General features: G+C 67.4%; 35 protein-coding genes. All 35 read right to left on the minus strand.

Annotated features, from left to right (window positions below; all coding sequences use genetic code 11):
* Positions 1 to 53: 53 nt before the first annotated feature.
* The gene (gene rplO / locus IFT79_RS04105; RefSeq protein ID WP_082460060.1) at positions 54 to 689 is read right to left on the minus strand and encodes a 50S ribosomal protein L15; all 636 of its coding nucleotides are present in this window, start codon (positions 687 to 689) and stop codon (positions 54 to 56) included.
* On the minus strand, positions 689 to 874 hold the full coding sequence (gene rpmD, locus IFT79_RS04110; protein ID WP_043593338.1) for a 50S ribosomal protein L30: 186 nt from the start codon (positions 872 to 874) through the stop codon (positions 689 to 691). Before rpmD ends, rplO begins: the two co-directional genes overlap by 1 nt.
* Positions 874 to 1,614, minus strand: a complete 741-nt coding sequence (gene rpsE, locus IFT79_RS04115) for a 30S ribosomal protein S5 (RefSeq protein WP_043593339.1) — start codon at positions 1,612 to 1,614, stop codon at positions 874 to 876. Before rpsE ends, rpmD begins: the two co-directional genes overlap by 1 nt.
* A complete protein-coding gene (gene rplR / locus IFT79_RS04120) occupies positions 1,611 to 1,982 on the minus strand; it encodes a 50S ribosomal protein L18 (protein WP_043593341.1) in 372 nt (123 codons plus the stop codon). The genes rpsE and rplR overlap by 4 nt, the downstream gene beginning before the upstream one ends.
* A 2-nt stretch (positions 1,983 to 1,984) precedes the next feature.
* Positions 1,985 to 2,521: a 50S ribosomal protein L6 gene (gene rplF, locus IFT79_RS04125; RefSeq protein WP_056043554.1), complete on the minus strand. Its 537-nt coding sequence runs from the start codon at positions 2,519 to 2,521 to the stop codon at positions 1,985 to 1,987.
* 6 nt (positions 2,522 to 2,527) lie between these two features.
* Positions 2,528 to 2,926, minus strand: a complete 399-nt coding sequence (gene rpsH / locus IFT79_RS04130) for a 30S ribosomal protein S8 (protein ID WP_043593344.1) — start codon at positions 2,924 to 2,926, stop codon at positions 2,528 to 2,530.
* A 141-nt stretch (positions 2,927 to 3,067) separates the two neighbouring features.
* On the minus strand, positions 3,068 to 3,655 hold the full coding sequence (gene rplE, locus IFT79_RS04135; RefSeq protein ID WP_043593346.1) for a 50S ribosomal protein L5: 588 nt from the start codon (positions 3,653 to 3,655) through the stop codon (positions 3,068 to 3,070).
* Complete coding sequence (rplX, locus tag IFT79_RS04140; protein ID WP_043593348.1) at positions 3,655 to 4,014, minus strand: 50S ribosomal protein L24; 360 nt, start codon at positions 4,012 to 4,014, stop codon at positions 3,655 to 3,657. The genes rplE and rplX overlap by 1 nt, the downstream gene beginning before the upstream one ends.
* A gap of 3 nt (positions 4,015 to 4,017) precedes the next feature.
* Complete coding sequence (rplN, locus tag IFT79_RS04145) at positions 4,018 to 4,386, minus strand: 50S ribosomal protein L14 (protein ID WP_043593350.1); 369 nt, start codon at positions 4,384 to 4,386, stop codon at positions 4,018 to 4,020.
* Between the two features lie 34 nt (positions 4,387 to 4,420).
* Entirely contained in the window at positions 4,421 to 4,717 is a 297-nt protein-coding gene (gene rpsQ / locus IFT79_RS04150; protein WP_056043557.1) for a 30S ribosomal protein S17, read from the minus strand.
* Positions 4,717 to 5,040: a 50S ribosomal protein L29 gene (gene rpmC, locus IFT79_RS04155; RefSeq protein ID WP_054145424.1), complete on the minus strand. Its 324-nt coding sequence runs from the start codon at positions 5,038 to 5,040 to the stop codon at positions 4,717 to 4,719. The genes rpsQ and rpmC overlap by 1 nt, the downstream gene beginning before the upstream one ends.
* Positions 5,040 to 5,459, minus strand: a complete 420-nt coding sequence (gene rplP / locus IFT79_RS04160) for a 50S ribosomal protein L16 (RefSeq protein WP_043593355.1) — start codon at positions 5,457 to 5,459, stop codon at positions 5,040 to 5,042. The genes rpmC and rplP overlap by 1 nt, the downstream gene beginning before the upstream one ends.
* Positions 5,460 to 5,461: 2 nt before the next feature.
* A complete protein-coding gene (gene rpsC, locus IFT79_RS04165) occupies positions 5,462 to 6,241 on the minus strand; it encodes a 30S ribosomal protein S3 (protein WP_043593357.1) in 780 nt (259 codons plus the stop codon).
* Entirely contained in the window at positions 6,241 to 6,633 is a 393-nt protein-coding gene (gene rplV, locus IFT79_RS04170; protein ID WP_043593358.1) for a 50S ribosomal protein L22, read from the minus strand. Before rplV ends, rpsC begins: the two co-directional genes overlap by 1 nt.
* Before the next feature lie 25 nt (positions 6,634 to 6,658).
* Positions 6,659 to 6,940: a 30S ribosomal protein S19 gene (gene rpsS / locus IFT79_RS04175; RefSeq protein WP_043593360.1), complete on the minus strand. Its 282-nt coding sequence runs from the start codon at positions 6,938 to 6,940 to the stop codon at positions 6,659 to 6,661.
* Between the two features lie 12 nt (positions 6,941 to 6,952).
* The gene (rplB, locus tag IFT79_RS04180; protein WP_056043560.1) at positions 6,953 to 7,792 is read right to left on the minus strand and encodes a 50S ribosomal protein L2; all 840 of its coding nucleotides are present in this window, start codon (positions 7,790 to 7,792) and stop codon (positions 6,953 to 6,955) included.
* 18 nt (positions 7,793 to 7,810) lie between these two features.
* On the minus strand, positions 7,811 to 8,110 hold the full coding sequence (rplW, locus tag IFT79_RS04185) for a 50S ribosomal protein L23 (RefSeq protein ID WP_043593363.1): 300 nt from the start codon (positions 8,108 to 8,110) through the stop codon (positions 7,811 to 7,813).
* A complete protein-coding gene (gene rplD, locus IFT79_RS04190; protein WP_043593365.1) occupies positions 8,107 to 8,769 on the minus strand; it encodes a 50S ribosomal protein L4 in 663 nt (220 codons plus the stop codon). The genes rplW and rplD overlap by 4 nt, the downstream gene beginning before the upstream one ends.
* Positions 8,770 to 8,772: 3 nt before the next feature.
* Positions 8,773 to 9,423, minus strand: a complete 651-nt coding sequence (rplC, locus tag IFT79_RS04195; protein WP_173154863.1) for a 50S ribosomal protein L3 — start codon at positions 9,421 to 9,423, stop codon at positions 8,773 to 8,775.
* A 16-nt stretch (positions 9,424 to 9,439) separates the two neighbouring features.
* Positions 9,440 to 9,748 carry a 30S ribosomal protein S10 gene (rpsJ, locus tag IFT79_RS04200; RefSeq protein WP_043593369.1) on the minus strand — a complete coding sequence of 103 codons (309 nt, stop codon included), beginning with the start codon at positions 9,746 to 9,748 and terminating at the stop codon, positions 9,440 to 9,442.
* 397 nt (positions 9,749 to 10,145) lie between these two features.
* Positions 10,146 to 10,985: a DarT ssDNA thymidine ADP-ribosyltransferase family protein gene (locus IFT79_RS04205; protein ID WP_192122970.1), complete on the minus strand. Its 840-nt coding sequence runs from the start codon at positions 10,983 to 10,985 to the stop codon at positions 10,146 to 10,148.
* 103 nt (positions 10,986 to 11,088) lie between these two features.
* Positions 11,089 to 12,081 (minus strand): DNA topoisomerase IB, encoded by a 993-nt coding sequence (locus IFT79_RS04210; RefSeq protein ID WP_192122971.1) that lies wholly within the window; start codon positions 12,079 to 12,081, stop codon positions 11,089 to 11,091.
* A gap of 86 nt (positions 12,082 to 12,167) precedes the next feature.
* A complete protein-coding gene (locus IFT79_RS04215; protein ID WP_192122972.1) occupies positions 12,168 to 12,380 on the minus strand; it encodes an Rv0909 family putative TA system antitoxin in 213 nt (70 codons plus the stop codon).
* Between the two features lie 125 nt (positions 12,381 to 12,505).
* Positions 12,506 to 13,696 carry an elongation factor Tu gene (gene tuf / locus IFT79_RS04220; protein WP_043593375.1) on the minus strand — a complete coding sequence of 397 codons (1,191 nt, stop codon included), beginning with the start codon at positions 13,694 to 13,696 and terminating at the stop codon, positions 12,506 to 12,508.
* A gap of 129 nt (positions 13,697 to 13,825) precedes the next feature.
* Positions 13,826 to 15,940 (minus strand): elongation factor G, encoded by a 2,115-nt coding sequence (gene fusA, locus IFT79_RS04225; protein ID WP_056043577.1) that lies wholly within the window; start codon positions 15,938 to 15,940, stop codon positions 13,826 to 13,828.
* 87 nt (positions 15,941 to 16,027) lie between these two features.
* Entirely contained in the window at positions 16,028 to 16,498 is a 471-nt protein-coding gene (gene rpsG, locus IFT79_RS04230; RefSeq protein ID WP_043593378.1) for a 30S ribosomal protein S7, read from the minus strand.
* Positions 16,498 to 16,872: a 30S ribosomal protein S12 gene (gene rpsL, locus IFT79_RS04235; RefSeq protein ID WP_056043579.1), complete on the minus strand. Its 375-nt coding sequence runs from the start codon at positions 16,870 to 16,872 to the stop codon at positions 16,498 to 16,500. Before rpsL ends, rpsG begins: the two co-directional genes overlap by 1 nt.
* Positions 16,873 to 17,081: 209 nt before the next feature.
* Complete coding sequence (locus IFT79_RS04240) at positions 17,082 to 17,657, minus strand: DUF6121 family protein (protein ID WP_056043581.1); 576 nt, start codon at positions 17,655 to 17,657, stop codon at positions 17,082 to 17,084.
* A gap of 41 nt (positions 17,658 to 17,698) precedes the next feature.
* The gene (gene pilO, locus IFT79_RS04245; RefSeq protein WP_192122973.1) at positions 17,699 to 18,478 is read right to left on the minus strand and encodes a type 4a pilus biogenesis protein PilO; all 780 of its coding nucleotides are present in this window, start codon (positions 18,476 to 18,478) and stop codon (positions 17,699 to 17,701) included.
* Positions 18,479 to 18,480: 2 nt separating this feature from the next.
* Positions 18,481 to 19,143, minus strand: a complete 663-nt coding sequence (locus IFT79_RS04250) for a hypothetical protein (RefSeq protein ID WP_123571292.1) — start codon at positions 19,141 to 19,143, stop codon at positions 18,481 to 18,483.
* Positions 19,140 to 20,189: a type IV pilus assembly protein PilM gene (gene pilM, locus IFT79_RS04255; RefSeq protein WP_159827822.1), complete on the minus strand. Its 1,050-nt coding sequence runs from the start codon at positions 20,187 to 20,189 to the stop codon at positions 19,140 to 19,142. Before pilM ends, IFT79_RS04250 begins: the two co-directional genes overlap by 4 nt.
* A 28-nt stretch (positions 20,190 to 20,217) precedes the next feature.
* Positions 20,218 to 21,051, minus strand: coding sequence for a prepilin peptidase (locus tag IFT79_RS04260; protein WP_192122974.1), 834 nt, complete (start codon positions 21,049 to 21,051; stop codon positions 20,218 to 20,220).
* Positions 21,048 to 22,898, minus strand: a complete 1,851-nt coding sequence (locus IFT79_RS04265; protein ID WP_192122975.1) for a hypothetical protein — start codon at positions 22,896 to 22,898, stop codon at positions 21,048 to 21,050. Before IFT79_RS04265 ends, IFT79_RS04260 begins: the two co-directional genes overlap by 4 nt.
* An 8-nt stretch (positions 22,899 to 22,906) precedes the next feature.
* Entirely contained in the window at positions 22,907 to 23,587 is a 681-nt protein-coding gene (locus IFT79_RS04270) for a PulJ/GspJ family protein (protein ID WP_056043596.1), read from the minus strand.
* A complete protein-coding gene (locus tag IFT79_RS04275) occupies positions 23,587 to 24,972 on the minus strand; it encodes a type IV pilus modification PilV family protein (protein WP_159827828.1) in 1,386 nt (461 codons plus the stop codon). The genes IFT79_RS04270 and IFT79_RS04275 overlap by 1 nt, the downstream gene beginning before the upstream one ends.
* Positions 24,973 to 24,991 lie beyond the last annotated feature (19 nt).

The following is a 24,991-nucleotide window of genomic DNA, read 5'->3' on the forward strand; positions in this document are numbered from 1 at the left end:
AGGATAGACGACTGATGGGGGTGGCCCTGGCGGACCACCCCCTCAGGTGATTTTTACTTGCTGACGGACCCGCCGGCGGCGACGATCTTGTCCTCGGCGGAGCCGGAGACCTTGTCGACCGCGACGGTGAGCTTGACGCTCAGGTCGCCCTGTCCGAGGACCTTGACCTTCTCGTTCTTCCGAACGGCACCCTTGGCGACGAGGTCACCGACGGTGACGTCACCACCCTGCGGGTAGAGCTCGTTCAGCTTCTCGAGGTTGACCACCTGGTACTCGACGCGGAACGGGTTCTTGAACCCGCGCAGCTTCGGAGTACGCATGTGGAGCGGCATCTGGCCACCCTCGAATCCGACCTTGACCTGGTACCGGGCCTTCTGACCCTTGGTGCCACGACCGGCCGTCTTACCCTTCGAGCCCTCACCACGGCCGACGCGCGTCTTCGCCTTCTTGGCACCGGGAGCCGGACGAAGGTGGTGCACCTTGAGCACCTGGGGACGCGCGACGTCGTCGGAGGACGTCGTCGAGGCGGGAGCGGCCTTGGTGGTCGAACCCGTCGAAGCAGCGGCCTTGTCGGCTGCGGGCTTCTTGGCGGCAGCCTTGGGAGCTGCTGCCTTGGTGGTCGTCGCCTTGGGGGCGGCGGCCTTCTTCGGGGCGGCCTTCGCGGCGGCCTCGTTCTTCTCGTCAGCCATTAGTCAATCTCCTCGACCTTCACGAGGTGGGCGACCGTGTTGACGTAGCCGCGGTTCTGCTTGGTGTCCTCGCGAACGACCGACTGGCCGATGCGCTTGAGGCCCAGGCTCCGCAGCGTGTCACGCTGGTTCTGCTTCTCGCTGATTACGGACTTGATCTGGGTCACCTTGAGGTTGGCGGCCATCAGGCACCTGCCTTCTCGGTCGCGGCGGTACGAGCTGCCTGCTCGGCACGGACCATGAAGGCCGGCATGACAGCGTCGATGTCGAGTCCACGACGGGCGGCGACGGCACGCGGCTCTTCGAGCTGCTGCAACGCCTCGACCGTGGCGTGGACGATGTTGATCGTGTTCGACGAACCGAGCGACTTGCTCAGGACGTCGTGCACGCCGGCGCACTCGAGCACGGCGCGGACGGGACCACCGGCGATGACACCGGTACCGGCCGAGGCCGGACGCAGCATGACGACGCCTGCAGCGGCTTCACCCTGCACGGGGTGCGGGATCGTGTTGCCGATGCGCGGGACGCGGAAGAAGTTCTTCTTGGCCTCTTCGACGCCCTTGCTGATGGCCGTGGGGACCTCTCGGGCCTTGCCGTAGCCGACACCGACCAGTCCGTTGCCGTCACCGACGACGACGAGTGCGGTGAAGCTGAAGCGACGACCGCCCTTGACGACCTTCGACACGCGGTTGATCGTGACGACGCGCTCCAGGAACTGGCTCTTGTCGTCACGGTCGCCGCGTCCGCGGCCACCCTGGTTGCGGTCACCGCGACCCTGGCCGCCACGGCGGTCGGTGCGACCACCCTCGCGGTTGTTCGACTCCGAGCCGGCAGCGGTCTCGACGGGACGCTCGACGACGGCCTCAGCCGGTGCCTTGGTCGCTTCGGTCTCTGCGGGGGGAGTGGTGTTCGTAGCGTCGCTCACAGGTTCAAACCAGCCTCTCGGGCGCCTTCGGCGATGGCCGCGACGCGTCCGGCGTACTTGTTGCCGCCGCGATCGAACACGACGGCCTCGATGCCCGCAGCCTTCGCACGCTCGGCGACGAGCTCGCCGACCTTGCGGGACTTCGCGGTCTTGTCACCGTCGAACGTGCGCAGGTCGGCCTCGAGGGTCGATGCGCTGGCGACGGTGAAGCCCTTGCTGTCGTCGACGACCTGCACGAACACGTGCCGGGCCGAACGGGTGACGACGAGACGGGGACGCTCTTCGGTGCCCACGACCTTCTTGCGCAGGCGGGTGTGACGGCGCTTGGTGGCAGCCGACTTGCTTTTTCCTCGTGTACCGAGACCCATGATTACTTACCTGACTTTCCGGCCTTGCGGCGGACGACCTCGCCGGCGTAGCGGACACCCTTGCCCTTGTAGGGCTCGGGCTTGCGCAGCTTGCGGATGTTGGCAGCCATCTCGCCGACGGCCTGCTTGTCGATCCCGACGACGGTGAGCTTGTTGTTGCCCTCGACCGTGAAGCTGATGCCCGCGGGCGGCTCGACGGTGATGGGGTGCGAGTAGCCCAGGGCGAACTCGACGTTCGAGCCCTTGGCCTGGACGCGGTAACCGGTTCCGACGACTTCGAGGCCCTTGGTGTAGCCCTCGGTGACGCCGATGATCTGGTTGGCGATCAGGGTGCGCGTGAGGCCGTGGAGCGAACGCGACTCGCGCTCGTCGTCCGGACGGGTCACGACGACCGTGCCTTCTTCGATCCTGGCTTCGATGGGGCTCTTGACGACGAGCGACAGCTCACCCTTGGGGCCCTTGACGCTGACGGCCTGGCCGTCGATCTTCACGTCGACCCCGGCAGGGATCGAGATGGGGAGTCTTCCGATTCGAGACATGACGAGTTACCACACGTAGGCGAGGACTTCTCCGCCTACGCCCTTCTTCTGGGCCTCACGGTCGGTCAACAGACCGGAGGAAGTCGACAGGATGGCGACACCGAGGCCACCGAGCACCTGGGGGATCTCGGTCGACTTGGCGTAGACGCGGAGGCCGGGCTTCGACACGCGCTTGATGCCCTTGATGGAGCGCTCACGGGCGGGGCCGTACTTGAGGTCGATCGTGAGGGTCTGGCCGACGCGGGCGTCTTCGACCTTCCACGACTCGATGAAACCCTCGCGCTTGAGGATCTCGGCGATGTGGGACTTGAGCTTGCTGCTCGGGAGCGACACGGTCTCGTGGAAAGCCGAGTTCGCGTTGCGCAGTCTGGTCAGCAGGTCTGCGACCGGATCTGTCATCGTCATGCGGTTTGTCACTTTCTCGTCCGGTTTCGACATCCGGTACACCGGGTGCCGACCTGGGCGATCGATTGGTCGACGAGCGGTTCTCGTCGACCTCAGGGGAACGGCCGGCAACTCTACGAGAGAGTTGCCGACCGGACGATCTTAGTTGGCCGAGTCGGCCGAACGGAACGGGAACCCGAGCGCCTTGAGCAGCGCGCGACCCTCGTCGTCGTTCTTGGCGGTCGTGACGACGGTGATGTCGAAGCCACGGACGCGGTCGATGCGGTCCTGGTCGATCTCGTGGAACATGCTCTGCTCGTTGAGACCGAAGGTGTAGTTGCCGTTTCCGTCGAACTGGCGGTCGCTCAGACCACGGAAGTCACGGATGCGGGGCAGCGCCAGCGACAGCAGTCGGTCGAGGAACTCCCAGGCGCGGTCACCGCGGAGCGTGACGTGGGCACCGATCGGCTGGCCCTCGCGCAGCTTGAACTGCGCGATGGACTTGCGTGCCTTGGTGACCTGGGGCTTCTGGCCCGTGATGGCCGTCAGGTCCTTGATGGCACCGTCGATGATCTTGCTGTCGCGAGCGGCCTCACCGACACCGGTGTTGACGACGATCTTCACGAGCCCGGGCACCTGGTGCACGTTCGTGAAGCCGAAGTCGGACTTCAGCTGCTCGATGATCTCGGCGCGGTACTTGGCCTTCAGCCGCGGGAGGGCCGTGGCGGCCTGCGTGGTGGTGTCGGTCATCAGAGGTTCTCACCAGACTTCTTGGCGTAACGGACGCGAACGGTCTTGGACACGCCGTCCTTGGTGACCGTCTCTTCGCGGAAGCCGACGCGGGTGGGCTTCTTGGTCTTGGGGTCGACGACGGCGACGTTCGACACGTGGATGGGAGCCTCGTGCGTCTCGATGCCACCGGTCTTGGAACCACGCTGGGTCTGGCCGACGCGCACGTGCTTGGTCACGAAGTTGACGCCTTCGACGACCACGCGGTTGCGCTCGACGAGCACCTCGAGGACCTTGCCCTGCTTGCCGCGGTCTCCGCCGCGGGCCTGCGAGGCACCGGTGATGACCTGCACGAGGTCACCCTTCTTGATGTTTGCCATGACTTAGATAACCTCCGGCGCCAGCGAGATGATCTTCATGAACTTCTTGTCACGGAGTTCGCGACCGACCGGTCCGAAGATGCGGGTTCCGCGGGGGTCTCCGTCGGCCTTCAGGATCACTGCGGCGTTCTCGTCGAACTTGATGTAAGAGCCGTCCGGACGACGGACCTCTTTCTTGGTGCGAACGATGACGGCCTTGACGACGTCACCCTTCTTCACGTTGCCACCGGGGATGGCGTCCTTCACCGTGGCGACGATGACGTCACCCAGGCCGGCGTAACGACGGCCGGAGCCACCGAGCACGCGGATGGTGAGGATCTCTTTTGCCCCGGTGTTGTCGGCGATCTTGAGGCGGGATTCTTGCTGAATCACTTGTGTCTCCTTCTACGCAAGCAGGCCGCGAGGCCTACTTCGCCTTCTCGAGGATCTCGACCAGGCGCCAGCGCTTGGAGGCGCTGAGCGGACGGGTCTCGCTGATCACGACGAGGTCGCCGACGCCGGCCGAGTTGGCCTCGTCGTGGACCTTGACCTTGGACGTGCGGCGGATGACCTTGCCGTACAGGGGGTGCTTCACGCGGTCCTCGACCTCGACGACGATGGTCTTCTCCATCTTGTCGCTGGTCACGTAGCCGCGACGCGTCTTGCGGTAGCCGCGGACCTCGACGGCAGCCGAGTCGACCTCGGTCTTGTTCTCGGTGGCCATTACTTGCTCTCCTCGGCGGTCTCGTCAGCCGTCTCGGCCGGCTTGTCAGCCTTCTTGGTCGACTTCTTGGCGGCCTTGGGGGCCGCCTCGACCGGGGCGGGGGTGGCACGGATGCCGAGCTCGCGCTCACGCAGGACCGTGTAGATGCGAGCGATGTCGCGTTTCACGGCACGCAGGCGGCCGTGGCTCTCGAGCTGGCCGGTGGCCGACTGGAAGCGGAGGTTGAAGAGTTCTTCCTTCGCCTTCTTCAGCTCATCGACGAGACGCTCGTCTTCGAATGTGTCGAGCTCGACAGGACGGAGCTCCTTGGAACCGATCGCCATTATGCGTCGCCCTCCTCGCGCTTGATGATGCGTGCCTTGAGGGGCAGCTTGTGGATTGCGCGAGTGAGTGCCTCTTTGGCGATCTCCTCGCTCACGCCGCTGAGCTCGAAGAGCACGCGACCCGGCTTGACGTTCGCGACCCACCACTCGGGCGAGCCCTTACCGGAACCCATGCGGGTCTCGGCGGGCTTCTTCGTGAGGGGACGGTCGGGGTAGATGTTGATCCACACCTTTCCGCCACGCTTGATGTGACGCGTCATGGCGATACGAGCGGACTCGATCTGACGGTTGGTCACGTAAGCGGGCGTGAGGGCCTGGATGCCGTACTCACCGAAGCTGACCTTGGTGCCACCAGTGGCCTGGCCGCTACGGCCGGGGTGGTGCTGCTTGCGGTGCTTGACACGACGGGGGATAAGCATGGTTACGCCTCAGCTCCTGTGGTGGCGGGTGCCTTCTGCTCGCGGGGAGCGCGGTCGCCCCCGCCGCGGCGGGCGCCGTCACGGTCGTTGCGGCGCTCGGGGCGAGACGACTTCTGGTTCGCCTGCTCGCGCGCGAGCTCCTTGTTGGTGATGTCGCCCTTGTAGATCCAGACCTTGACACCGATGCGACCGAAGGTGGTCTTGGCCTCGTAGAAGCCGTAGTCGATGTTGGCGCGGAGCGTGTGCAGGGGCACGCGGCCCTCGCGGTAGAACTCCGAGCGGCTCATCTCGGCGCCGCCGAGACGGCCCGACACCTGGATGCGGACACCCTTGGCACCGGCACGCTGGGCGCCCTGGAGCCCCTTGCGCATCGCACGACGGAACGCCACGCGAGCAGCGAGCTGCTCGGCGATGCCCTGGGCGACGAGCTGGGCCTCGGCCTCGGGGTTCTTCACCTCGAGGATGTTGAGCTGGATCTGCTTGCTCGTGAGCTTCTCGAGGTCGCCGCGGATGCGCTCGGCCTCGGCGCCACGACGACCGATCACGATGCCCGGACGGGCCGTGTGGATGTCGACGCGGACGCGGTCACGGGTGCGCTCGATCTCGATCTTCGCCACGCCGGCGCGGTCGAGCGAGGTCTTCAGCAGGGTGCGGATCTTGACGTCCTCGGCGACGTAGTCGCTGTAACGCTGTCCCGGCTTCGTGCTGTCGGTGAACCACCGCGACACGTGGTCGGTGGTGATGCCCAGACGGAAGCCGTACGGGTTGACTTTCTGGCCCATTACTTGCTCGCCTTCTTCGTAGCGTCGGCAGCCTCGACCTCATCAGGCGTCGAGAGGACGATCGTGATGTGGCTGGTGCGCTTCAGGATCTTGAAGGCGCGGCCCTGTGCACGCGGCTGGAACCGCTTGAGGGTGGCGCCCTGGTCGACGAATGCACGACTGATGTACAGGTCCTGCTCGTCGAGGTAGCTGTTCGAGGCGTCCGCCTTCACCCGGGCGTTGGCCATGGCCGACGCGACGAGCTTGTAGACGGGCTCGCTGGCGCCCTGAGGTGCGAACTTCAGGATCGCCAGAGCCTCGGCGGCCTGCTTGCCGCGGATCAGGTTGACGACACGACGGGCCTTCATGGGGGTGACGCGGATGTGACGCACGCGTGCGATCGACTCCACCATTTCTCTCCTCCTTCACGTCGCCGCGTTAGCGGCGACGACCCTTCTTGTCGTCCTTCACGTGACCGCGGAAGGTGCGGGTGGGCGCGAACTCACCGAGCTTGTGGCCGATCATGCTCTCGGTCACGAACACGGGGATGTGCTTGCGTCCGTCGTGCACGGCGATGGTGTGCCCAAGCATGTTGGGGACGATCATCGAACGGCGCGACCAGGTCTTGATGACGTTCTTGGTGCTGGCCTCGTTCTGCGAGACGACCTTGCGAAGCAGGTGGTCGTCAACGAAGGGGCCCTTCTTAAGACTGCGTGGCATCTTCTACAACTCCTACTTACGCTTCTTGCCAGCGTTACGACGACGGACGATGAGCTTGTCGCTCTCTTTGTTGGGGTGACGCGTGCGGCCCTCTTTCTGGCCCCACGGGCTGACCGGGTGGCGTCCACCGGAGGTCTTGCCCTCACCACCACCGTGCGGGTGGTCGACGGGGTTCATGGCGACACCACGCACGGTCGGGCGGACGCCCTTCCAGCGCATGCGGCCGGCCTTGCCCCAGTTGATGTTCGACTGCTCGGCGTTTCCGACCTCGCCGATCGTGGCGCGGCAGCGGGCGTCGACGTTGCGGACCTCGCCCGACGGCAGACGGAGCTGCGCGTAGGGGCCGTCCTTGGCGACGAGACGCACCGAGGCACCGGCCGAGCGGGCCATCTTCGCGCCTCCACCGGGCTTGAGCTCGATGGCGTGGATGACGGTACCGACCGGGATGTTCTTGAGCGGCAGGTTGTTTCCGGGCTTGATGTCGGCGCCGGCACCCGACTCGACGACGTCGCCCTGCTTCAGCTTGTTCGGCGCGATGATGTACCGCTTGGTGCCGTCCACGAAGTGCAGGAGCGCGATGCGAGCCGTGCGGTTGGGGTCGTACTCGATGTGAGCGACCTTGGCGTTGACGCCGTCCTTGTCGTTGCGACGGAAGTCGATGACGCGGTACTGGCGCTTGTGGCCACCACCGATGTGACGGGTCGTGATGCGGCCGGCGTTGTTACGGCCACCGGACTTCGAAAGCGGGCGCAGCAGCGACTTCTCGGGCGTCGAACGCGTGATCTCCGCGAAGTCGGCGACCGACGAACCGCGGCGACCCGGGGTCGTGGGCTTGTAGTTACGAATTGCCATGATTTATGCCTCTGCTCCCTAGCCGACAGCCGTGAAGATGTCGATGGAACCGGACTTCAGCGTGACGATGGCGCGCTTGGTGTCCTTGCGCTTGCCGGTGCCGAAGCGGGTGCGACGGGTCTTGCCCGTTCGGTTGAGCGTGTTGATGCTGTCGACCTTGACGTCGAAGATCTTCTCGATGGCGAGCTTGATCTCGGTCTTGTTCGAACGCGGGTCCACGAGGAAGGTGTACTTGCCCTGGTCGATCAGGGAGTAGCTCTTCTCGGAGACGACGGGCGCGATGATGACGTCGCGGGGGTCTTTTCCGTAGCCGCTCATGCGGTGGCCTCCTTCTTGGTCTTCGAGGCGACGAAGCCGTCGAAGGCGCTCTTCGTGAAGACGATGTCGTCGCTGACGAGGACGTCGTAGGCGTTCAGCTGGTCGAACGTGATCACGTGGACCGTGGGCACGTTGCGGACGCTCTTGAGGGTCAGCGTGTCATCGCGGTCGGTGACGATCAGGACGTGCTTGCTGGAGGCGATCGACGCGAGCAGCTCGAGAGCGACCTTGGTCGAGATCGAGTCGGCGACGAAGCTCTCGACGACGTGGACGCGGGCGCCACGAGCGCGGTCGGACAAAGCACCGAGCAGGGCTGCGGCGATCATCTTCTTGGGGGTGCGCTGGGCGTAGTCGCGGGGCTGCGGGCCGTGGACGATGCCACCGCCGGTCATCTGAGGAGCGCGGATCGAACCCTGACGGGCGCGGCCGGTGCCCTTCTGCTTGAACGGCTTGCGACCGGCGCCGGAGACCTCGCCGCGACGCTTGGTCTTGTGCGTGCCCTGACGTGCGGCGGCCTGCTGGGCGACGACGACCTGGTGGATGAGCGGGACGTTCGTGACGACGTCGAAGAGCTCGACGGGGAGCTCGACCGTGCTGGTCTTCTGGCCCTTGGCGTCGACGACGTCGACCGAAGCGGCCGATGCGGTAGTGGTGGCCATGAGCTACTTCCCCTTCACGGCGGTGCGGACGAAAACGATGCGGCCACGAGCACCGGGGACGGCGCCCTTGACGAGCAGCAGACCCTTCTCGGCGTCGACGGCGTGCACCGTGAGGTTGAGGATGGTGACGCGCTCGCCACCCATGCGACCGGCCATGCGCATGCCCTTGAAGACACGGCTGGGGGTCGAGGAGGCACCGATCGAACCGGGCTTGCGGTGGTTGCGGTGCGCACCGTGCGAGGCGCTGACGCCCTTGAAGTTGTGACGCTTCATGACACCGGCGAAGCCCTTGCCCTTGGACGTTCCGACGACGTCGACCTTCTGGCCGGCTTCGAAGGTGTCGACCGTGAGCTCCTGGCCGAGTGCGTACTCGGCGGCGTCGGCGGTGCGGACCTCGGTGAGGTGGCGACGGGGGGTGACGCCCGCGGCGTCGAAGTGACCCGTGGAGGGCTTGTTCGACTTGCGGGGGTCGATCTGGCCGGCCGCGATCTGGACGGCGGTGTAGCCGTCCTTCTCGAGCGAGCGGACCTGGGTCACGACGTTCGGGGCGATCTCGACGACGGTGACGGGGACGAGCTTGTTGTTCTCGTCCCAGACCTGGGTCATGCCGAGCTTCTTGCCGAGCAGGCCCTTGACGTTCTTGGTGGTGCTGATGGTCATGGTCGCCCCCCTACAGCTTGATCTCGATGTTGACGTCGGCAGGCAGGTCGAGACGCATGAGCGAGTCGACGGCCTTCGGCGTCGGGTCGACGATGTCGATGAGGCGCTTGTGCGTGCGCTTCTCGAAGTGCTCGCGCGAGTCCTTGTACTTGTGGGGCGAACGGATCACGACGACCACGTTCTTCTCGGTCGGGAGCGGCACGGGGCCGACGACCGTAGCGCCCGCGCGGGTGACCGTGTCGACGATCTTGCGCGCGGAAGTGTCGATGACCTCGTGGTCGTACGACTTAAGTCGGATGCGGATCTTCTGTCCCGCCATGTGTGACTCTCTCTCGTTCGGACGTCGCGCACCTCGGGGGCCGCCTGACGCTGTTCGCTGGGCGAACATCTGTTGGCACTACGTGTCTCTCGCGTACCGCTGTTCTTGTGTCAATCCATCTGCCGAAACCGGCCGGTGCCCGCGAGGAAGGACCCGGGGAGGGCCATCTTCGCCACCGCCAACCGCACCCGGGGCTTCGCCCCGGCACACCGCGACCTGAGGTCACGGCGGTGGTTTCGTTGTGAGATGCGTCCTGCTACCCGCGGCCCAGACGCCTTGCGTCTGTGCACTGCCTGGCAGTGATCCGACACCCGGCGCAGAGGCCAGGCTCGAAATGTTGAACTAGACGATTTTGCCACACGCCTGCATTTGCTGCAACCCGGGCGTGTCGCGGATGTCAGACGGCTTCGACGACCGGTGCGGGCCGGAACCACGGCGGGTAGACGGCGACGCGCGGCGCCTCGGCTCCCAGCCCGGCGAGCGTCTCCTTCACGGCGTCGCGGACCTTGTCGTTCGGGACGCCGACGAGCGTCACCGAGGAGAAGGGCACGGAACCGGGCACGAGCACTTCCGGCCCGAGCAGGTCGGGGTCCTTGAGGCTGAACCGGCGCACCATCGACGAGGCGTCGTCGAGTCCGGCGGCCGCACGCACGCCCTCGACGGCCGCGTCACCCTCGGTCACGACGAAGTCGTCGCCGAGCGAGGCGACGGGAACGACGAGCATGACGAAATCGATGGCACGGGCCTCACGTGCCGCATCAGACCACTCGTAGCCCTCGGCTCCGGTACGGACGGCGTCCCAGGCGGTCGCATGAGGCGACAGGGAGAACGGCACGTGCGCGGCGACGGGCTGACCCGACGCGGTCGTGACGGAGGCGCGGAGGGCCCGGGTCGCCTCGGAGCTGACGTCGAGCACGGGAGTCGCGCCGGCCTGCAGCGCGCCGGCCTCGAGGATGCCGGGCAGGTTGGACACGTGCGTCCAGTGGTAGGCACGCTGGGTCGAGAACTCGGGGACGGGGGTGGCGGCCGCCTGCGCGGCCACGGCGACGGCGGCCGAGTCACGGGCGAGTGCGGGCGTGCTGCGCAGCGACTCGGGCTTGCGGTTGGAGGGGCGGCGGCGGGTGGTGACCGACCGTGCGGCGGTCGAGGGCATGCCGTCGGCGACGCCCTCGCGCTTGCGGGGAGCGCAGATGTCGCACAACTCTCGCTCGAATCCGTGGATGCACTCGTCAGTCACTGCAGTTGTTCCTCTCGGGCGACCCGAACGGGACGCGACCCTCTAGGTTACGTCACGACGCGCACCGTTCGCAGACCGTGGACCACCTCGGGTGTGCGACGGCTCAGCGGAACAGCAATGCCCGGACCTCGGATTCGGCCGCGTGCAGGCGGGCCGGATCGATGGTCTCCCCGTGCCGGTACGCATCCACCAGTCGGGGATCGACGTACGACGACTTCGCGATGGCCGGGGTGTTGCCGAGCACGGCGGCGGCGTCCCGCATCGCCTGGGCGAGGGACTTCGACTGCCGGGAAGCCGACGCCTGCGGCCCGGAGCGGGCCAGGCTGACGGCGGCGGCGACGGTGCCGTGCAGGGTGCGGAAATCCTTGGCGGTGAACTCGTCGCCGGCCCTCACCTTGACGTAGTCGTTGATCTCGGTCGCTCGTAGCGGGTGCCAGGCCGCGCGCGCCTCCCCCGCTCCCCCGCCGTCGGCCTTCCAGGCGAGCAACCGGGCCCGCCCGCCCCGCCGCTTGAGGCTGCGGACGACGGCGGCGAGGTCGGCGTCGCGGATCTCGGAGTCCCAGTCCTGGCCGCTCTTGCCGGGGAACGCCAGCGACACCGTGTCGCCGGAGACGGTCGCGTGCGCACAGAGCAGGGTCGACAACCCGTGGCTGCCGTGCTCTTGCGCGTAGCGCTCGGAGCCCACCCGGAGGGAGCCCGTGTCGAGCATGCGGAAGGCGGCGGCCAGGACCCGCTCACGGCCGGCCCCCTGGACGCGCAGGTCGTGCGTCACGAATCGACGCGCGGTCGGCAGCGACTCGGCGAGGGCGAGTGCCCGGTCGAACTTGATGCGGTCCTTCTGCTCACGCCACGTCGGGTGGTAGATGTACTGACGCCGACCCGCGGCGTCCACTCCCGTGGCCTGGATGTGGCCGTTCTCGTAAGGGGAGATCCAGACGTCGGTCCAGGCCGGTGGGATGGCGAGGTGCTCGATGCGGGCCCGCAGCTCGGCGTCGGCGACGGCGGTCCCGTCGGCCGTCCGGTACGAGAACCCTCGTCCTGCCCGGACCCGCGTCAGCCCGGGTCGGCTCGAATCGGTCCTCCGGAGGCGCGGCATCGGTCGAGTGAACACCGCACGTCGTCGAGGGGCCTGGGCGGGGTACAGCGAAGCCCCCGCTCGACGGCGGGGGCATCGCTCGTGCCTTACTGGTTGCCCAGCTTCTTGTCGGCCTGCTCCTTGGCCTGCTGGATCTTGTCGGCGTGCTTGCCGCCGGTGGCCTTGTCGGCCGCGGAGGCGACCGCGTCGAGGATGTTGTCGCTGACACCCTCGGCCTTCTCGCTCTTGAGCGCCTCCTGGACCTTTCCGTCCTTGAGGAAGGCCCGGGCCTTCTTGGTGATGTCGTCGAAACCTGCCATGTCGTCCTCCCGTCGGCGCCGGTCCGTCCGACGTCTCCCCCATCGTGCCCTGCTGACGCGAAAGAGGCCAGGCCCCGAAGGGCCTGACCTCTCTCGTCAGATCAGCAGTTCTGTGTGAACAGGACTTACTTGTTGATCTTGGTGACCGTACCGGCACCGACCGTGCGACCACCCTCACGGATGGCGAAGCGCAGACCGGCTTCCATGGCGATCGGCTGGATCAGCTGGACGCTGATCTCGGTCGTGTCGCCGGGCATGACCATCTCGGTGCCCTCGGGCAGCGTGATGACACCCGTGACGTCGGTGGTGCGGAAGTAGAACTGCGGACGGTAGTTCGCGTAGAACGGGTTGTGACGCCCACCCTCGTCCTTCGACAGGATGTAGACGTTCGCCTCGAACTCGGTGTGCGGCGTGACCGAACCGGGCTTGACGACGACCTGGCCGCGCTCGACGTCCTCGCGCTTGGTGCCGCGGAGGAGGAGACCGGTGTTGTCGCCGGCCTGAGCCGAGTCGAGCAGCTTGCGGAACATCTCGATGCCGGTGACGGTGGTCTTGACGGTCGGGCGGATGCCGACGATCTCGACCTCTTCGTTGACGTTGAGCTGACCGCGCTCGACACGACCGGTGACGACGGTGCCACGACCGGTGATCGTGAAGACGTCCTCGATGGGCATGAGGAAGGGCTGGTCGGTGGCGCGAACGGGCTCGGGCACGTTCTCGTCGACGGCGTTCATCAGCTCGGCGACCGTCTCGGCCCACTTCTCGTCACCCTCGAGGGCCTTGAGAGCGGAGACCTGGACGATCGGGGCGTTGTCGCCGTCGAACTCCTGGCTCGAGAGGAGCTCGCGGACCTCGAGCTCGACGAGCTCCATGATCTCTTCGTCATCGACCATGTCGGCCTTGTTCAGCGCGACGACGATGTAGGGCACGCCGACCTGGCGGGCGAGCAGGACGTGCTCACGCGTCTGGGGCATGGGACCGTCGGTGGCGGCGACGACGAGGATCGCGCCGTCCATCTGAGCTGCACCGGTGATCATGTTCTTGACGTAGTCGGCGTGGCCGGGAGCGTCGACGTGAGCGTAGTGGCGCTTCTCGGTCTGGTACTCGACGTGCGAGATGTTGATCGTGATGCCGCGCTGCTTCTCTTCAGGCGAGTTGTCGATCTGGTCGAACGCCGACGCCGTGTTGAGGGTGGGGTACTTGTCGTGCAGGACCTTGGTGATCGCCGCGGTGAGCGTGGTCTTGCCGTGGTCGACGTGACCGATGGTTCCGATGTTGACGTGCGGCTTGGTCCGCTCGAACTTGGCCTTAGCCACTGTGGGTCCTCCTCAGGACTCGGTTGCAGTGCGGCCCGGGGGCCGGGTCGATGACCCGGCCTACCGGTCGCCCTGCGGATTGGTGTGTGTACATGTTACGCGGTCGTCGGACGACCACGCGGTTCAGGACTATTCGCCCTTGTTCTTCTGGATGATCTCTTCGGCGACGGCCGAGGGCACCTCTTGGTACGACTCGAACGTCATCGAGTAGACGGCCCGGCCCGAGGTCTTCGACCGCAGGTCTCCGACGTAACCGAACATCTCCGACAGCGGCACGCTGGCCCGAACGACCTTCACACCACTGGCGTCTTCCATCGACGAGATCTGCCCGCGTCGCGAGCTGAGGTCGCCGATGACGTCGCCCATGTATTCCTCGGGCGTACGGACCTCGACCGCCATGAGCGGCTCGAGGAGAACGGGCTGGGCCTTGCGAGCCGCCTCTTTGTAGGCGATCGACCCAGCGATCTTGAACGCCATCTCGGACGAGTCGACGTCGTGCGCCGCTCCGTCGAGCAGCAGCGCGCGGACGCCCACCGTCGGGTAGCCGGCGAGCACGCCGACCTGCATGGCGTCCTGGATGCCGGCATCGACCGAGGGGATGTACTCGCGGGGGATGCGGCCACCGGTGACCTTGTTGACGAACTCGTAGGTCGACTCGGCCGTGACCTCGAAGGGCTCGAGAGCGATCTGCACCTTGGCGAACTGACCCGAACCACCGGTCTGCTTCTTGTGGGTGTAGTCGTAGCGCTCGATGCCCTTCTTGAGGGTCTCGCGGTACGCGACCTGGGGCTTGCCCACGTTGGCCTCGACGTTGAACTCGCGCTTCATGCGGTCGACCAGGATGTCGAGGTGGAGCTCGCCCATGCCCTTGATGACCGTCTGGCCCGTCTCGGCGTTGAGCTCGACGCGGAACGTCGGGTCTTCTTCGGCGAGCTTCTGGATGGCCAGCGACAGCTTCTCTTGGTCGGCCTTGGTCTTCGGCTCGATCGCGACCTCGATGACGGGCTCGGGGAACGTCATCGACTCGAGGACGATCTGCTCGGACGGGTCGCAGAGGGTGTCACCCGTGGTGGTGAACTTGAGCCCGATGACGGCGTAGATGTGACCGGCGGTCACGCTGTCGACGGGGTTCTCCTTGTTCGAGTGCATCTGGAAGATCTTGCCGATGCGCTCTTTCTTGTCCTTGGTCGAGTTGATGACCTGGGCGCCGGACTCGATGGAGCCCGAGTAGACGCGGACGTAGGTGAGACGACCGAAGAAGGGGTGCACCGCGACCTTGAAGGCGAGAGCCGAGAAGGGCTCGGTCGACTCGGGCTTGCGGATGATGATCTTCTCGGCGTCGCGGACGTCGTGGCCCTCCATGGGAGGCACGTCGAGCGGCGAGGGCAGGTAGTCGATGACCGCGTCGAGCATGGGCTGCACGCCGCGGTTCTTGAAGGCCGAACCACAGAAGATCGGGTAGAGCTCGGAGTTGACCGTCATCTTGCGGACGGCGCCCTTGATCTCGGCGATCGTGAGCTCTTCGCCACCGAAGTACTTCTCGAGCAGCACGTCGTCGGACTCGGCGACGGTCTCGAGGAGCTTGGCGCGGTACTCCGCCGCCTTCTCCTTGAGGTCTTCGGGGATCTCTTCGATCTCGTACTTCGCACCCAGCTCGACGTCACCCTTGGCGTCACCACGCCACGTGAGGGCACGCATCTCGACCAGGTCGACGACGCCCTCGAAGGAGCTCTCGGCACCGATCGGGAGCTGCATCACCAGCGGCTTGGCGCCGAGGCGGTTGATGATCGTGTCGACCGTGAAGTAGAAGTCGGCGCCGAGCTTGTCCATCTTGTTGACGAAGCAGATGCGCGGCACGTCGTACTTGTCGGCCTGACGCCACACGGTCTCGGACTGGGGCTCGACGCCCTCTTTTCCGTCGAAGACGGCGACGGCACCGTCGAGCACGCGGAGCGAACGCTCGACCTCGACCGTGAAGTCGACGTGACCCGGGGTGTCGATGATGTTGATCTGGTTCTTGTTCCAGAAGCAGGTCGTCGCCGCCGAGGTGATCGTGATGCCACGCTCTTGCTCTTGCGCCATCCAGTCCATGGTGGCCGCACCGTCGTGCACCTCACCGATCTTGTGGGTGATGCCCGTGTAGTACAGGATGCGCTCGGTGGTGGTCGTCTTGCCAGCATCGATGTGCGCCATGATGCCGATGTTGCGGACCTTGTTCAGGTCGGTGAGCACGTCCTGTGCCACAGGTTCCTCCGAAGGGGTAGGTGGGGAAGTTGGGGGGACGAGGAGGTGCGGTGCGCGTCGTGCGCACACCGCGCCTCCTCGTGCCGGTTACCAGCGGTAGTGCGCGAAGGCCTTGTTCGACTCGGCCATCTTGTGAGTGTCTTCGCGACGCTTGACAGCGGCGCCCAGACCGTTCGACGCGTCGAGGATCTCGTTCATGAGACGCTCGGTCATCGTCTTCTCGCGACGGGCCTTGGCGTAGCTGGTGAGCCAGCGGAGGGCCAGGGTGTTGGCGCGGTGGGGCTTGACCTCGACGGGGACCTGGTAGGTCGAACCGCCGACGCGACGCGAGCGGACCTCGAGCGTGGGGCGCACGTTGTCGAGCGCCTTCTTCAGCGTGGCCACTGCATCTTGGTCGTTCTTGGCGGTGACGCCGGCGAGAGCACCGTAGACGATGCGCTCGGCCAGGCCCTTCTTGCCGTCGAGGAGGATCTTGTTGACGAGCTGGCTGACGATCGGCGCACCGTAGACCGGGTCGGCGACGACAGGGCGCTTGGGAGCGGGTCCTTTACGAGGCATTACTTCTTCTCTGCTTTCGCTCCGTAGCGGCTGCGGGCCTGCTTGCGGTTCTTGACGGCCTGGGTGTCGAGCGCGCCACGGACGATCTTGTAGCGCACGCCGGGGAGGTCTTTCACACGACCGCCGCGGACGAGCACCATCGAGTGCTCCTGCAGGTTGTGGCCCTCGCCGGGGATGTAGGCGGTGACCTCGGTGCCGTTGGAGAGCTTGACGCGGGCGACCTTGCGGAGCGCCGAGTTCGGCTTCTTGGGGGTGGTGGTGTACACACGGGTGCACACGCCACGCTGCTGGGGGTTGGCCTTCAGGGCGGGGGCCTTGGTCTTGACGACCTTCGGCGTGCGTCCCTTGCGGACCAGCTGCTGAATAGTTGGCACTGGTTCTCCTCATCGGATCTCGACGCTGCCCTTGCGAACACGCCGAGTCGCGCTGCTCTCGCATCGCTCTGCTCTGTCCGGCTGATCAGCCGGCATCCTCGTCTCGGTGATCGAGACGGTCTGCCCGTCTCGGCCGCGAGGTCGAGGGGGCTTTTATTCGGGCGCGCGGTCAGGCGCACACCCGAAAGAGCTTATCTTGAGGTAGGGCCTTAATCAAATGGTCGAGGGTCGGAACGCCCCGGGTCGATGCGCGACACCGCCAGCGTGCCCCCGACCACGAGCCCGGCGCAGACAGCCGAACCGATCACGAACGGCGACACGGCGTACCGGGCGGCGAACAGCAGCACCCAGACGAGCTCTTCTCGCACGAGGCCGTAGACGACTCCCCCGACGGCGAGCATCGACACGTAGACGAGCGCGGCCGTGAGGAGCGCGGCGACGAGGAGGTGCGGTGCGGGCCCGCGAGGGCCGGCCACCTCGTCACCGGTGACGGAGCGGGACCCACCCGCGCCGGCCGGGCGGGCGAACACGACGGGCTGGGCAGGGAACGTGCCCCGCACCTCCGGAGCCCTGTCGTCGCGGGCGTCGGAGAGCGCCGCCGACCGCAGCAGCGACAGCAGCACGACGAGCACGGCGGCGGCGACCATCAACGGGCCGAGCAGGGTGCCGGCGTCGGGTTCGTCGATGGGGTCGCGGTCGAGGAGCAGCGCCTCGAACCCCGCCACCATGATGACGAGCGCACCGAAGAGGACGGTGCCCATGACGGCGTAGACGGCTCGGGACATCCTCCGAGGCTACGCGCCCGCGGGGGTGCGGGGGCGCGCGGCTACTCGCCCGCGGCCGTGTCCGAGCTCGCGTCGTCGGCGCCCTCGGCCGTGGTGGCGGGGGTCTCGGCGGCCTGGTCGGCCTGGGTGGCGGCGGCGTCCTGGAGGACGTAGACGAGGCCGCCGACGGTCCACTGGTCGGGGACGGCGTTCGTCGAACCACCCTCGGACGAACCCGAGCTGGCGAAGTTCGTCACGAGGAACAGCCGCGAACCCTGCTGCAGTCGGCCGAGGAAGTCGCGGGCCTGCTGGTAGCTGCCCTTGACGGTCACCGTGATCGGGATGGACGAGAAGTTCGCCGCGGTGATCTGCGGATCGGTGACGAGCTCGGGCGCTGCGGCGACCGGAGCCGTGGCCTCGGCCGTGGCTCCGTCGGCGGCCGTCGAGTCCGTGGCCGCCGCGTCGGTGGCGGTGGCGTCCGCGGCGGGCGCCGCCGGAGCGTACGCCACGGCGTCGGACGTCGTGAAGGCTGTCACGGTCGTCCCGGTCTCAGAGGCCAGCTGGCTGATCTCGGTGAGGAACGCCGGGAGGGTCGCCTGGGACGGCACCGAGGTCTGCAGTGCGCCGAGCTCGGACTGCAACGCAGGCAGCTTCTCGTTGTCGGCCTTCAGGGTGGCGAGACCGGCACGGAGGGTGGCGTTCTGCTCGTCGACCGAGGCGGTCTGCTGGGACGCCGTGGAGGCGGCGGTGAGCTGCGGCTGGACCCCGAGCACGAACCCCAGGGCCAGGACGACCACGCCGGTCAGGACGGCGATGATCATCTTCAAGCGGTTGCGGTCCATGGTCATTCGTCCTTCGAAGCGGCGAAGCGTCCCGAGAACGCGTCGGCGGTGATGTGCATGGTGACGTCGGCTTTGTAGGTGCCTTCTTCGAGGGTGACCGAACCGGGTTGGGCGTCGGCGAAGCCCGGCAGGGTGGCGAGGCCGTTGAGCCAGTCGGGCACCGACGGCAGCGTCGGGCTGGTCGCCTGGAAGGTGAGGGTGGCGACGCGGGAGCCCTGGAGCGGAGCCGTCGGCTGGGCGTACTGCACGAGCGGCGAGGCCTGGTCGAGCGAGACGCCGACGATGGTGACGCCCACGGGCAGGGTGGCCTGCACCTTCTCGAGGTAGGCCGGCCAATCGATGTCCGTGCTTCCGCCGACGGTCTGGGCCGCGGCGGCCAGGCTCACCTGCGCCTGCGTCGAGCGGACGTCGGCGAAGGCGCCCTGCTCCATCAGCAGGGTCTGCGTCTCACCCTGGGCGACCATGAGGTCGTCCTCGGCGTTCATCCGCTCGAGGAACGCCGCACCCGATCCGATCCCGACCACGACGGCGACCACGACGACGCCGGCCCAGACCCGACGGGTCAGGGCGGCGGCGCGACGCTCCGCGCGGACCTCGGGAGGCAGCAGGTCGACGCGGGGCGCGCCTCCCACGGTGATGCCGGTGTCTTTTCCGCGGGTTCTCATGCTGCGCTCCCCAGGGCCAGGCCGAGGGCCACGGTCAGGTCGGTCGACCGCGACCGCAGGGCGGCCTCGTCGAGGTTCTTCGCGAAGCCCACCGTCGCGAACGGGTCGGCGAGGGCAACCGGCAGGCGGGTGACCTCGCTGAGCGCCTCGGGCAGGCCCGGCAGGGCCGCTCCCCCGCCGGCGATCATGATGCCCGCGACGGTCTCGGTCGGGCGGGTGTTGACGTAGTACTGGATCGTGTTGCGCAGGCTGCCGAGCAGCTCGTTGACGGACTCGAAGATGGCGGACGACGCGGCCTGCTCGTCGGGCGTCGTGACGGTGGTGGCGAGGCCACGGCCGAACTTGATGCCCTCGGCGACCTGGGTCGAGACCTCGAGCTTCGTCGCGACGGCCTGCGTGACGTCGTCGCCTCCCGAGGGGATGATGCGGACGAACTGCGGGACCCCGTCGGCGATCATGATCACCGAGGTCGTGCTGTGACCGATCTCGACGAGTGCGACCGTGCCCGCGATGCGCGGGCGGGTGACGAGGAGGCGCGTGTTCGAGAACGGGATCAGGTCGACCCCCAGCGTGGTCAGGCCGGCGAGCTTGCTCGCCTGGACGTTGCCGAGGACGGCGTCCTTGACCGCCGCGATCAGCAGCCCGTGGACGACGGGACCGTTCTCGCCGAGCCCCTCGGCGTACGGGTAGAAGTCGAGCAGGGCGTCGGCGACCGGGACGGGCAGCATGTCCTGCACCTGGAACGGCAGCATCTCGCGGATGCGCTTGTGAGACGCCTTGGGCACGGTCATGTCGCGCGCGAGCACCCGCTGGTTGCCCATGCCCAGCACGACGCGCTTGCTCTTGAAGCCCCCGGCCGACCACAGCTGCTTGAGCGTGCCGGCCATGGTCTGCGACTCGATCACCTCTCCGCGGCTCGCCGCACCGTCGGGCAGGGACACCTCGCTGAACCGGACGATGGTCGGCTTGGCCTTGTCGACGTCGGCGACCTCGACCGCCCGCACGAAGCGGCTGCCGATGTCGATGCCCACGATGTTCTTGCCCATCAGTTCTGCTCTCTGTCAGCTCGCCCGGTCATGCCAGGCCGAGGAGGGTGAGGTACGCCGTGGCGACGGTGCCGCCGGCGAAGACGCCGACCCAGGCGCCCGCGAGCATCCAGGGGCCGAAGGGGATGCCACCGGTGCGTTCGACGCGTCGGGTGACCAGGAGGACGACGGCGTACAGGCCGCCGAGCAGGAACGCCGCGAAGGCGCCCACGGCGAACTCGCCCCAGCCGAGCCAGGCGAGGTACAGGCCGAGCACGCCGGCGAGCTTGACGTCGCCGAAGCCCATGCCACCCGGGTACGACAGGGCGGCGATCAGGTAGAAGGCGAAGAGGGAGGCCAGGCCGATGGCGGCGCGGACGAGCGCCGGCCAGTCGCCCACGAGGATGCTCGACGCCGCGAGGAGGACGCCCCCGACCGCGTAGGACGGCAGGACGATCGCGTCCGGCAGACGGTGGTGTTCGAGGTCGATGACGGCGAGCGCGACGCTCACGCCGGCCAGCCAGAGGAAGGCGACGAGGGCCAGGAGGCGCGCCACGAGCGGCAGCGCCTCGGTCGGCACGCCGACGAGCGGCCACAGGCGGGCGGCGACGAGCACGAAGAACAGGCCGGTGGCCAGCTCGACGATCGGGTACCGGGCCGAGATGGACGTGCGGCAGTCACGGCACTTGCCGCCGAGGGCGAGCCAGCTGACCACGGGGACGTTGTCGCGTCGACGGATCGGCGTGCTGCAGCCCGGGCAGGCGCTCGCGGGTCGCGCGACCGAGATGCCCGCGGGGACGCGGTACACGACGACGTTGAGGAACGATCCGATGGCGAGGCCGAGCGCCGCGGTGAGCGACAGGGGGAAGACGAGGGCGATCACTTGATCTCGACCCCCGCGGCGGTGAAGGCGGTCTTGCTCTCGACGAGCTGGCTGATGCCGTAGCTGGTCGACACCGGCGACAGGAACTTCGGCGGGGCCATGAACTCCATGCGGGTGTCGTACTTGTAGGCCTTCGTGTAACCCGTGACGATGGCACCACCCGACGTCGTCGCGACCGGCCCGCGGAACTTCTGGGCGATGGCCCCGTTGATGATCAACTTGCCCTTGGGGTAACCGTTGTCGAGGTTGTAGTTCTGAACGGTGAAGGTGTGCGCGACCGACAGGATGGCGGCGCTGACGGTGCGGTCGGTCTTGCTGCGGTCGAGCAGGGTGGAGGTCGTCACGTCGCGGGTCTGGGTGCAGGTGTAGACGAAGAAGCCGTTGCGGCAGGTGGCGTTGTAGGTCTCGGTCGTGGTCGTCGTCTTGACCGGGTTGTGCACGAAGACGGCGTTCTGCCCGACGAGGCCGAGCATGTCTGCTGCCTGGTCGACGTAGGTGAGGTTGCCCGTGATGTACACGTAGTTCGCCGCGGCGACCGTGACGTTGCCCTTGAGCGCACCCTTGACGAAGACGTCACCCTTGGTGCAGCCGTACGAGATCGTGTCGCCCGAGGTCACCGGGGGCGTCTCGCCGACGACCGGGAATCCGACGCCGTTGCCCGGGGTCGTCCCATCGGCGCCGGTGCACGAGAAGCTCGTGGGTGCCTTCTTCGGGAAGTTCGGGTCGGAAGTCAACGAGGGGACGTCCTGGACGAAGATCAGGTTGTTGGCGATCACGGGCATGGTCTGGCCGCCCGGGCTGCCGAGCGTGCCTCCTGAGCTGCTGAAGCCCGGCGTGCCGCAGCCGGACGCGACGGAACCACCCGTGGCGGGCTCGCCGCTGACGTTGGTCGCCACGGTGTACGGCGAGTAGACGCTCATCGTGCCGTCCGAGTTGAACGTGATGGTCGTCGGACCGGTGAAGAGGCAGCCCGGGCGGGGCACGGTCGAGCTCGTGAGGTCGGACCGCACTTCTTGGCGCAGGCTCTGGTTGGTCGCGGGCATGTCGACGCGCTTGGCGAAGAGAGGGTAGTTCGGGTTGACGAACTTGGGTGTGCCACAGCCCGACGGGGTGCTGTACCGGGGACTGTCGGGATTGGCGCTCGTCACCGCTCCGTTGAAGGTGGCGCCGCAGATCAGCAGGGTGTCGTTGCTGTGGAGGGGGCCGTCGATGACGTCGGCCGAACCGAACTGCAGGGTCGTGCAGGCGGGACGGTCGGTGACCGCCCACTCGTAGGCCGGGGTGCACGAGGTGTTCGACAGCTGAGGGTCGAACAGCTCGTAGTCGGTGAAGTACAGGAAGTCGATGAAGCCCTTCTGCTTCAGGCCGGCCACGACGGTACGCGTCGTCGTGCCCACCTTGCCCGTGGCGCGCAGGCGCAGGATGCCGGACTTCGAGTAGGCCGAGTTGTCGACCTCGTACCGGTACGACGACGTGGGGCTGCCCGCCACGGGCATCCAGGTGCCCGCCACACCCACGCCGAAGGCCGGGTTGCCGGCCGCGCCCGTGAAGGTGCTCGTCTTGCTGAACTCGGTTCCCTTGACGCCGTACTGCGGGTACGTGTTGTCGTTGGCGAGTTTGCTCTGGTAGTCCTCGACGCCGGCGTAGGCGGCGGCGATCGCGGCGTTGAAGTCGGAGTCGGTGCGTGACGCTGTCGCGCCACTGATCGCGACCGAGACCATCGTGGCGCTCAGGAGCAGCAGGACTGCCCCCAATCCGATGACGGTGATGAGGGCGACGCCCCGTTCGCCGTCCTGGCGAGCGCGGGCCCATCGGCGACCGAGCCGGGCGTGCAGCAGCGTGATCATCTCGACTCCTACGACGTCAGGTTGGGCAGGCCGACCGTGTTGGTCAGGACGGTGGACTTCGACAGATCGGCGGACGAGCCGACCTGCAGCGAGACCTGCACGGCCGAGATGCCCCGGACCAGGCCGATCGGCACGGCTCCCGCGGTCAGCGGGATCGTCGAGCCCCCCGAGTCGACATAGCGGAACAGCGCGGGTGCACCCTGCGCCGTGCCCACGACGGGCGAGGCGATCGTACGGACCGAGCTCGGGGTGGTCTGGAACCCCCAGTAGCCGCCGCCGAGGTCGTACGACGCCCAGGTGGTCTCGACGAGCTTGCCGTCGACGACCTTGAACTCGACGGTCACGGGCTTCTCCTCGGACGACGCGAGGTTGACGTAGGCGTAGATCTTGAGGCTCTGGTCGGTCGCCGTGACGAACGCGGCGTCGGCGATGTTCGAGGTCGAGACCGGGTTGTTCGTCGCGGCCCGGACGGTGCGGGTGACCTCGGTCATGCCGACCGTGGCCGTACGGGTGGCGGCGTCGATCGTGCGGCTCGAGGCCGAGGCACGGTACGCCGTGACGACGAAGCCCCCGGTGAGGGCCATGAGGACGGCGAAGAGCGCCATGGCGACGAGCATCTCGGCGAGCGAGATGCCCCGTTCGGGCTGGTCGACGAGCCGGCGCAGGCGGCGGGCGAGGGCGATGGTCATCAGCCGGCCGGTCGGGGGTCGAGGGTGGCCGCACCGGTCGACTTGTCGATCGTGCCGCGGGTGCGGATCGCGTCGGCGTCGAGGGTGACCGGGCTCTGCGCCGTCACGACGCCGAGGAGGTCGAGCACGACGACGGAGAACTTCCAGGTGCCGAACGGCAGCGCCACGTCTTTCTGGCCGCTGACGGTGAAGGTGTAGGCCTTGTTCGTGTTGCAGCCCGGGTCACCGTTGGCCTTGGTGCCGACCGAGGTGGCAACGACCGTGGCCGTGCCGTTCATCTTCGGCAGGCGCACGACACCCATCGGGACGTCGACCGTGGCGGTGCCGCCGGGTGGCGCGGCGACTGCCGTGAGCGGCTGGCCGGCACCGTTTCCGGGGGTCGCGGCCCAGGCCGACGGGTCGACGTCGACGCACGGCGTGTTCGTGACGACGCCCTTGTCGTCCTTGATCGGGGCGACGTAGCCCCCGGCCATGACGGTGTAGGCCACGGGGAAGAGGGTCGCGGGGTTCGCGGCGGACTTGACCGTCTGGACCCCGCCGAGGGTGCTGACGAACGTGGTCTCGAGGTCGGTCGGCAACAGGACGCTGCTGCTGTAGTTCGAGGCGTACTTGAGCGTGTACGTGGCGGCCGTGTCGTAGGTGAAGCTGACCGACGACGAGGTGCCGGCCTTGACGACGACGGGCGTGGTCTTCGGGGCGGCGACCTGCTTGATGTCGAGGTTGCCCGACTCGACGACGCCGACGGAGTAGTTGCCCGGCTTCACCTTGAGCGCGTACGTGCAGCCCTGGGTGTTCGTGACGGCCGGGGTCGTGGGCGCCGAGGCGCCGTTCGGCACGGCCGCCGGTGCGATGGCGACGGCGACGCCCGGATTGCCGGTGCCGCCGGCGCCGGTGACCTTGACGACGATCGTGCCGAGGGCCGGGTCGTTGATGCGGTCGCTCGGGGCGAGCACGGTCTCGGTCGTCACGGGTGCGGTGATCGACCGTTGGCCGGAGTAGCTGACGCTGATGGTGACGGCTTTGTACTGCAGGGTTCCGGTACCGGTGCCGCAGTCGGTGACGGTCGAGGTCGAGTCGACCCAGCGCACCGTCTGCGACAGACGGAAGTCGATGCCCGAGACCGTGTTGTCGATCTGCTTGTCGTCGACGGTGAAGACGTTCTGGGTGGCCCGCACCAGGTCGATCTGCTGCGCGGCGAGGTTGGTGGCGATCGCCCGCGCCCGTGACTCACGGGTCAGGACGAGCGCGTTGGTGATGGAGTAGGCGACACCGACCGAGATGATCGCGAAGACCATCATGGCGACCATCACCTCGACGAGGGTCAGGCCCGCATCGCGGTCGACGTCGTCGGACGGACGGAGGCGCTGGCTGAGCTTCTGGAACATGGTGGTCACCTCCCGGTCG

The sequence above is a fragment of the Frigoribacterium sp. CFBP 8759 genome (assembly GCF_014841655.1).
Taxonomy (GTDB): domain Bacteria; phylum Actinomycetota; class Actinomycetes; order Actinomycetales; family Microbacteriaceae; genus Frigoribacterium.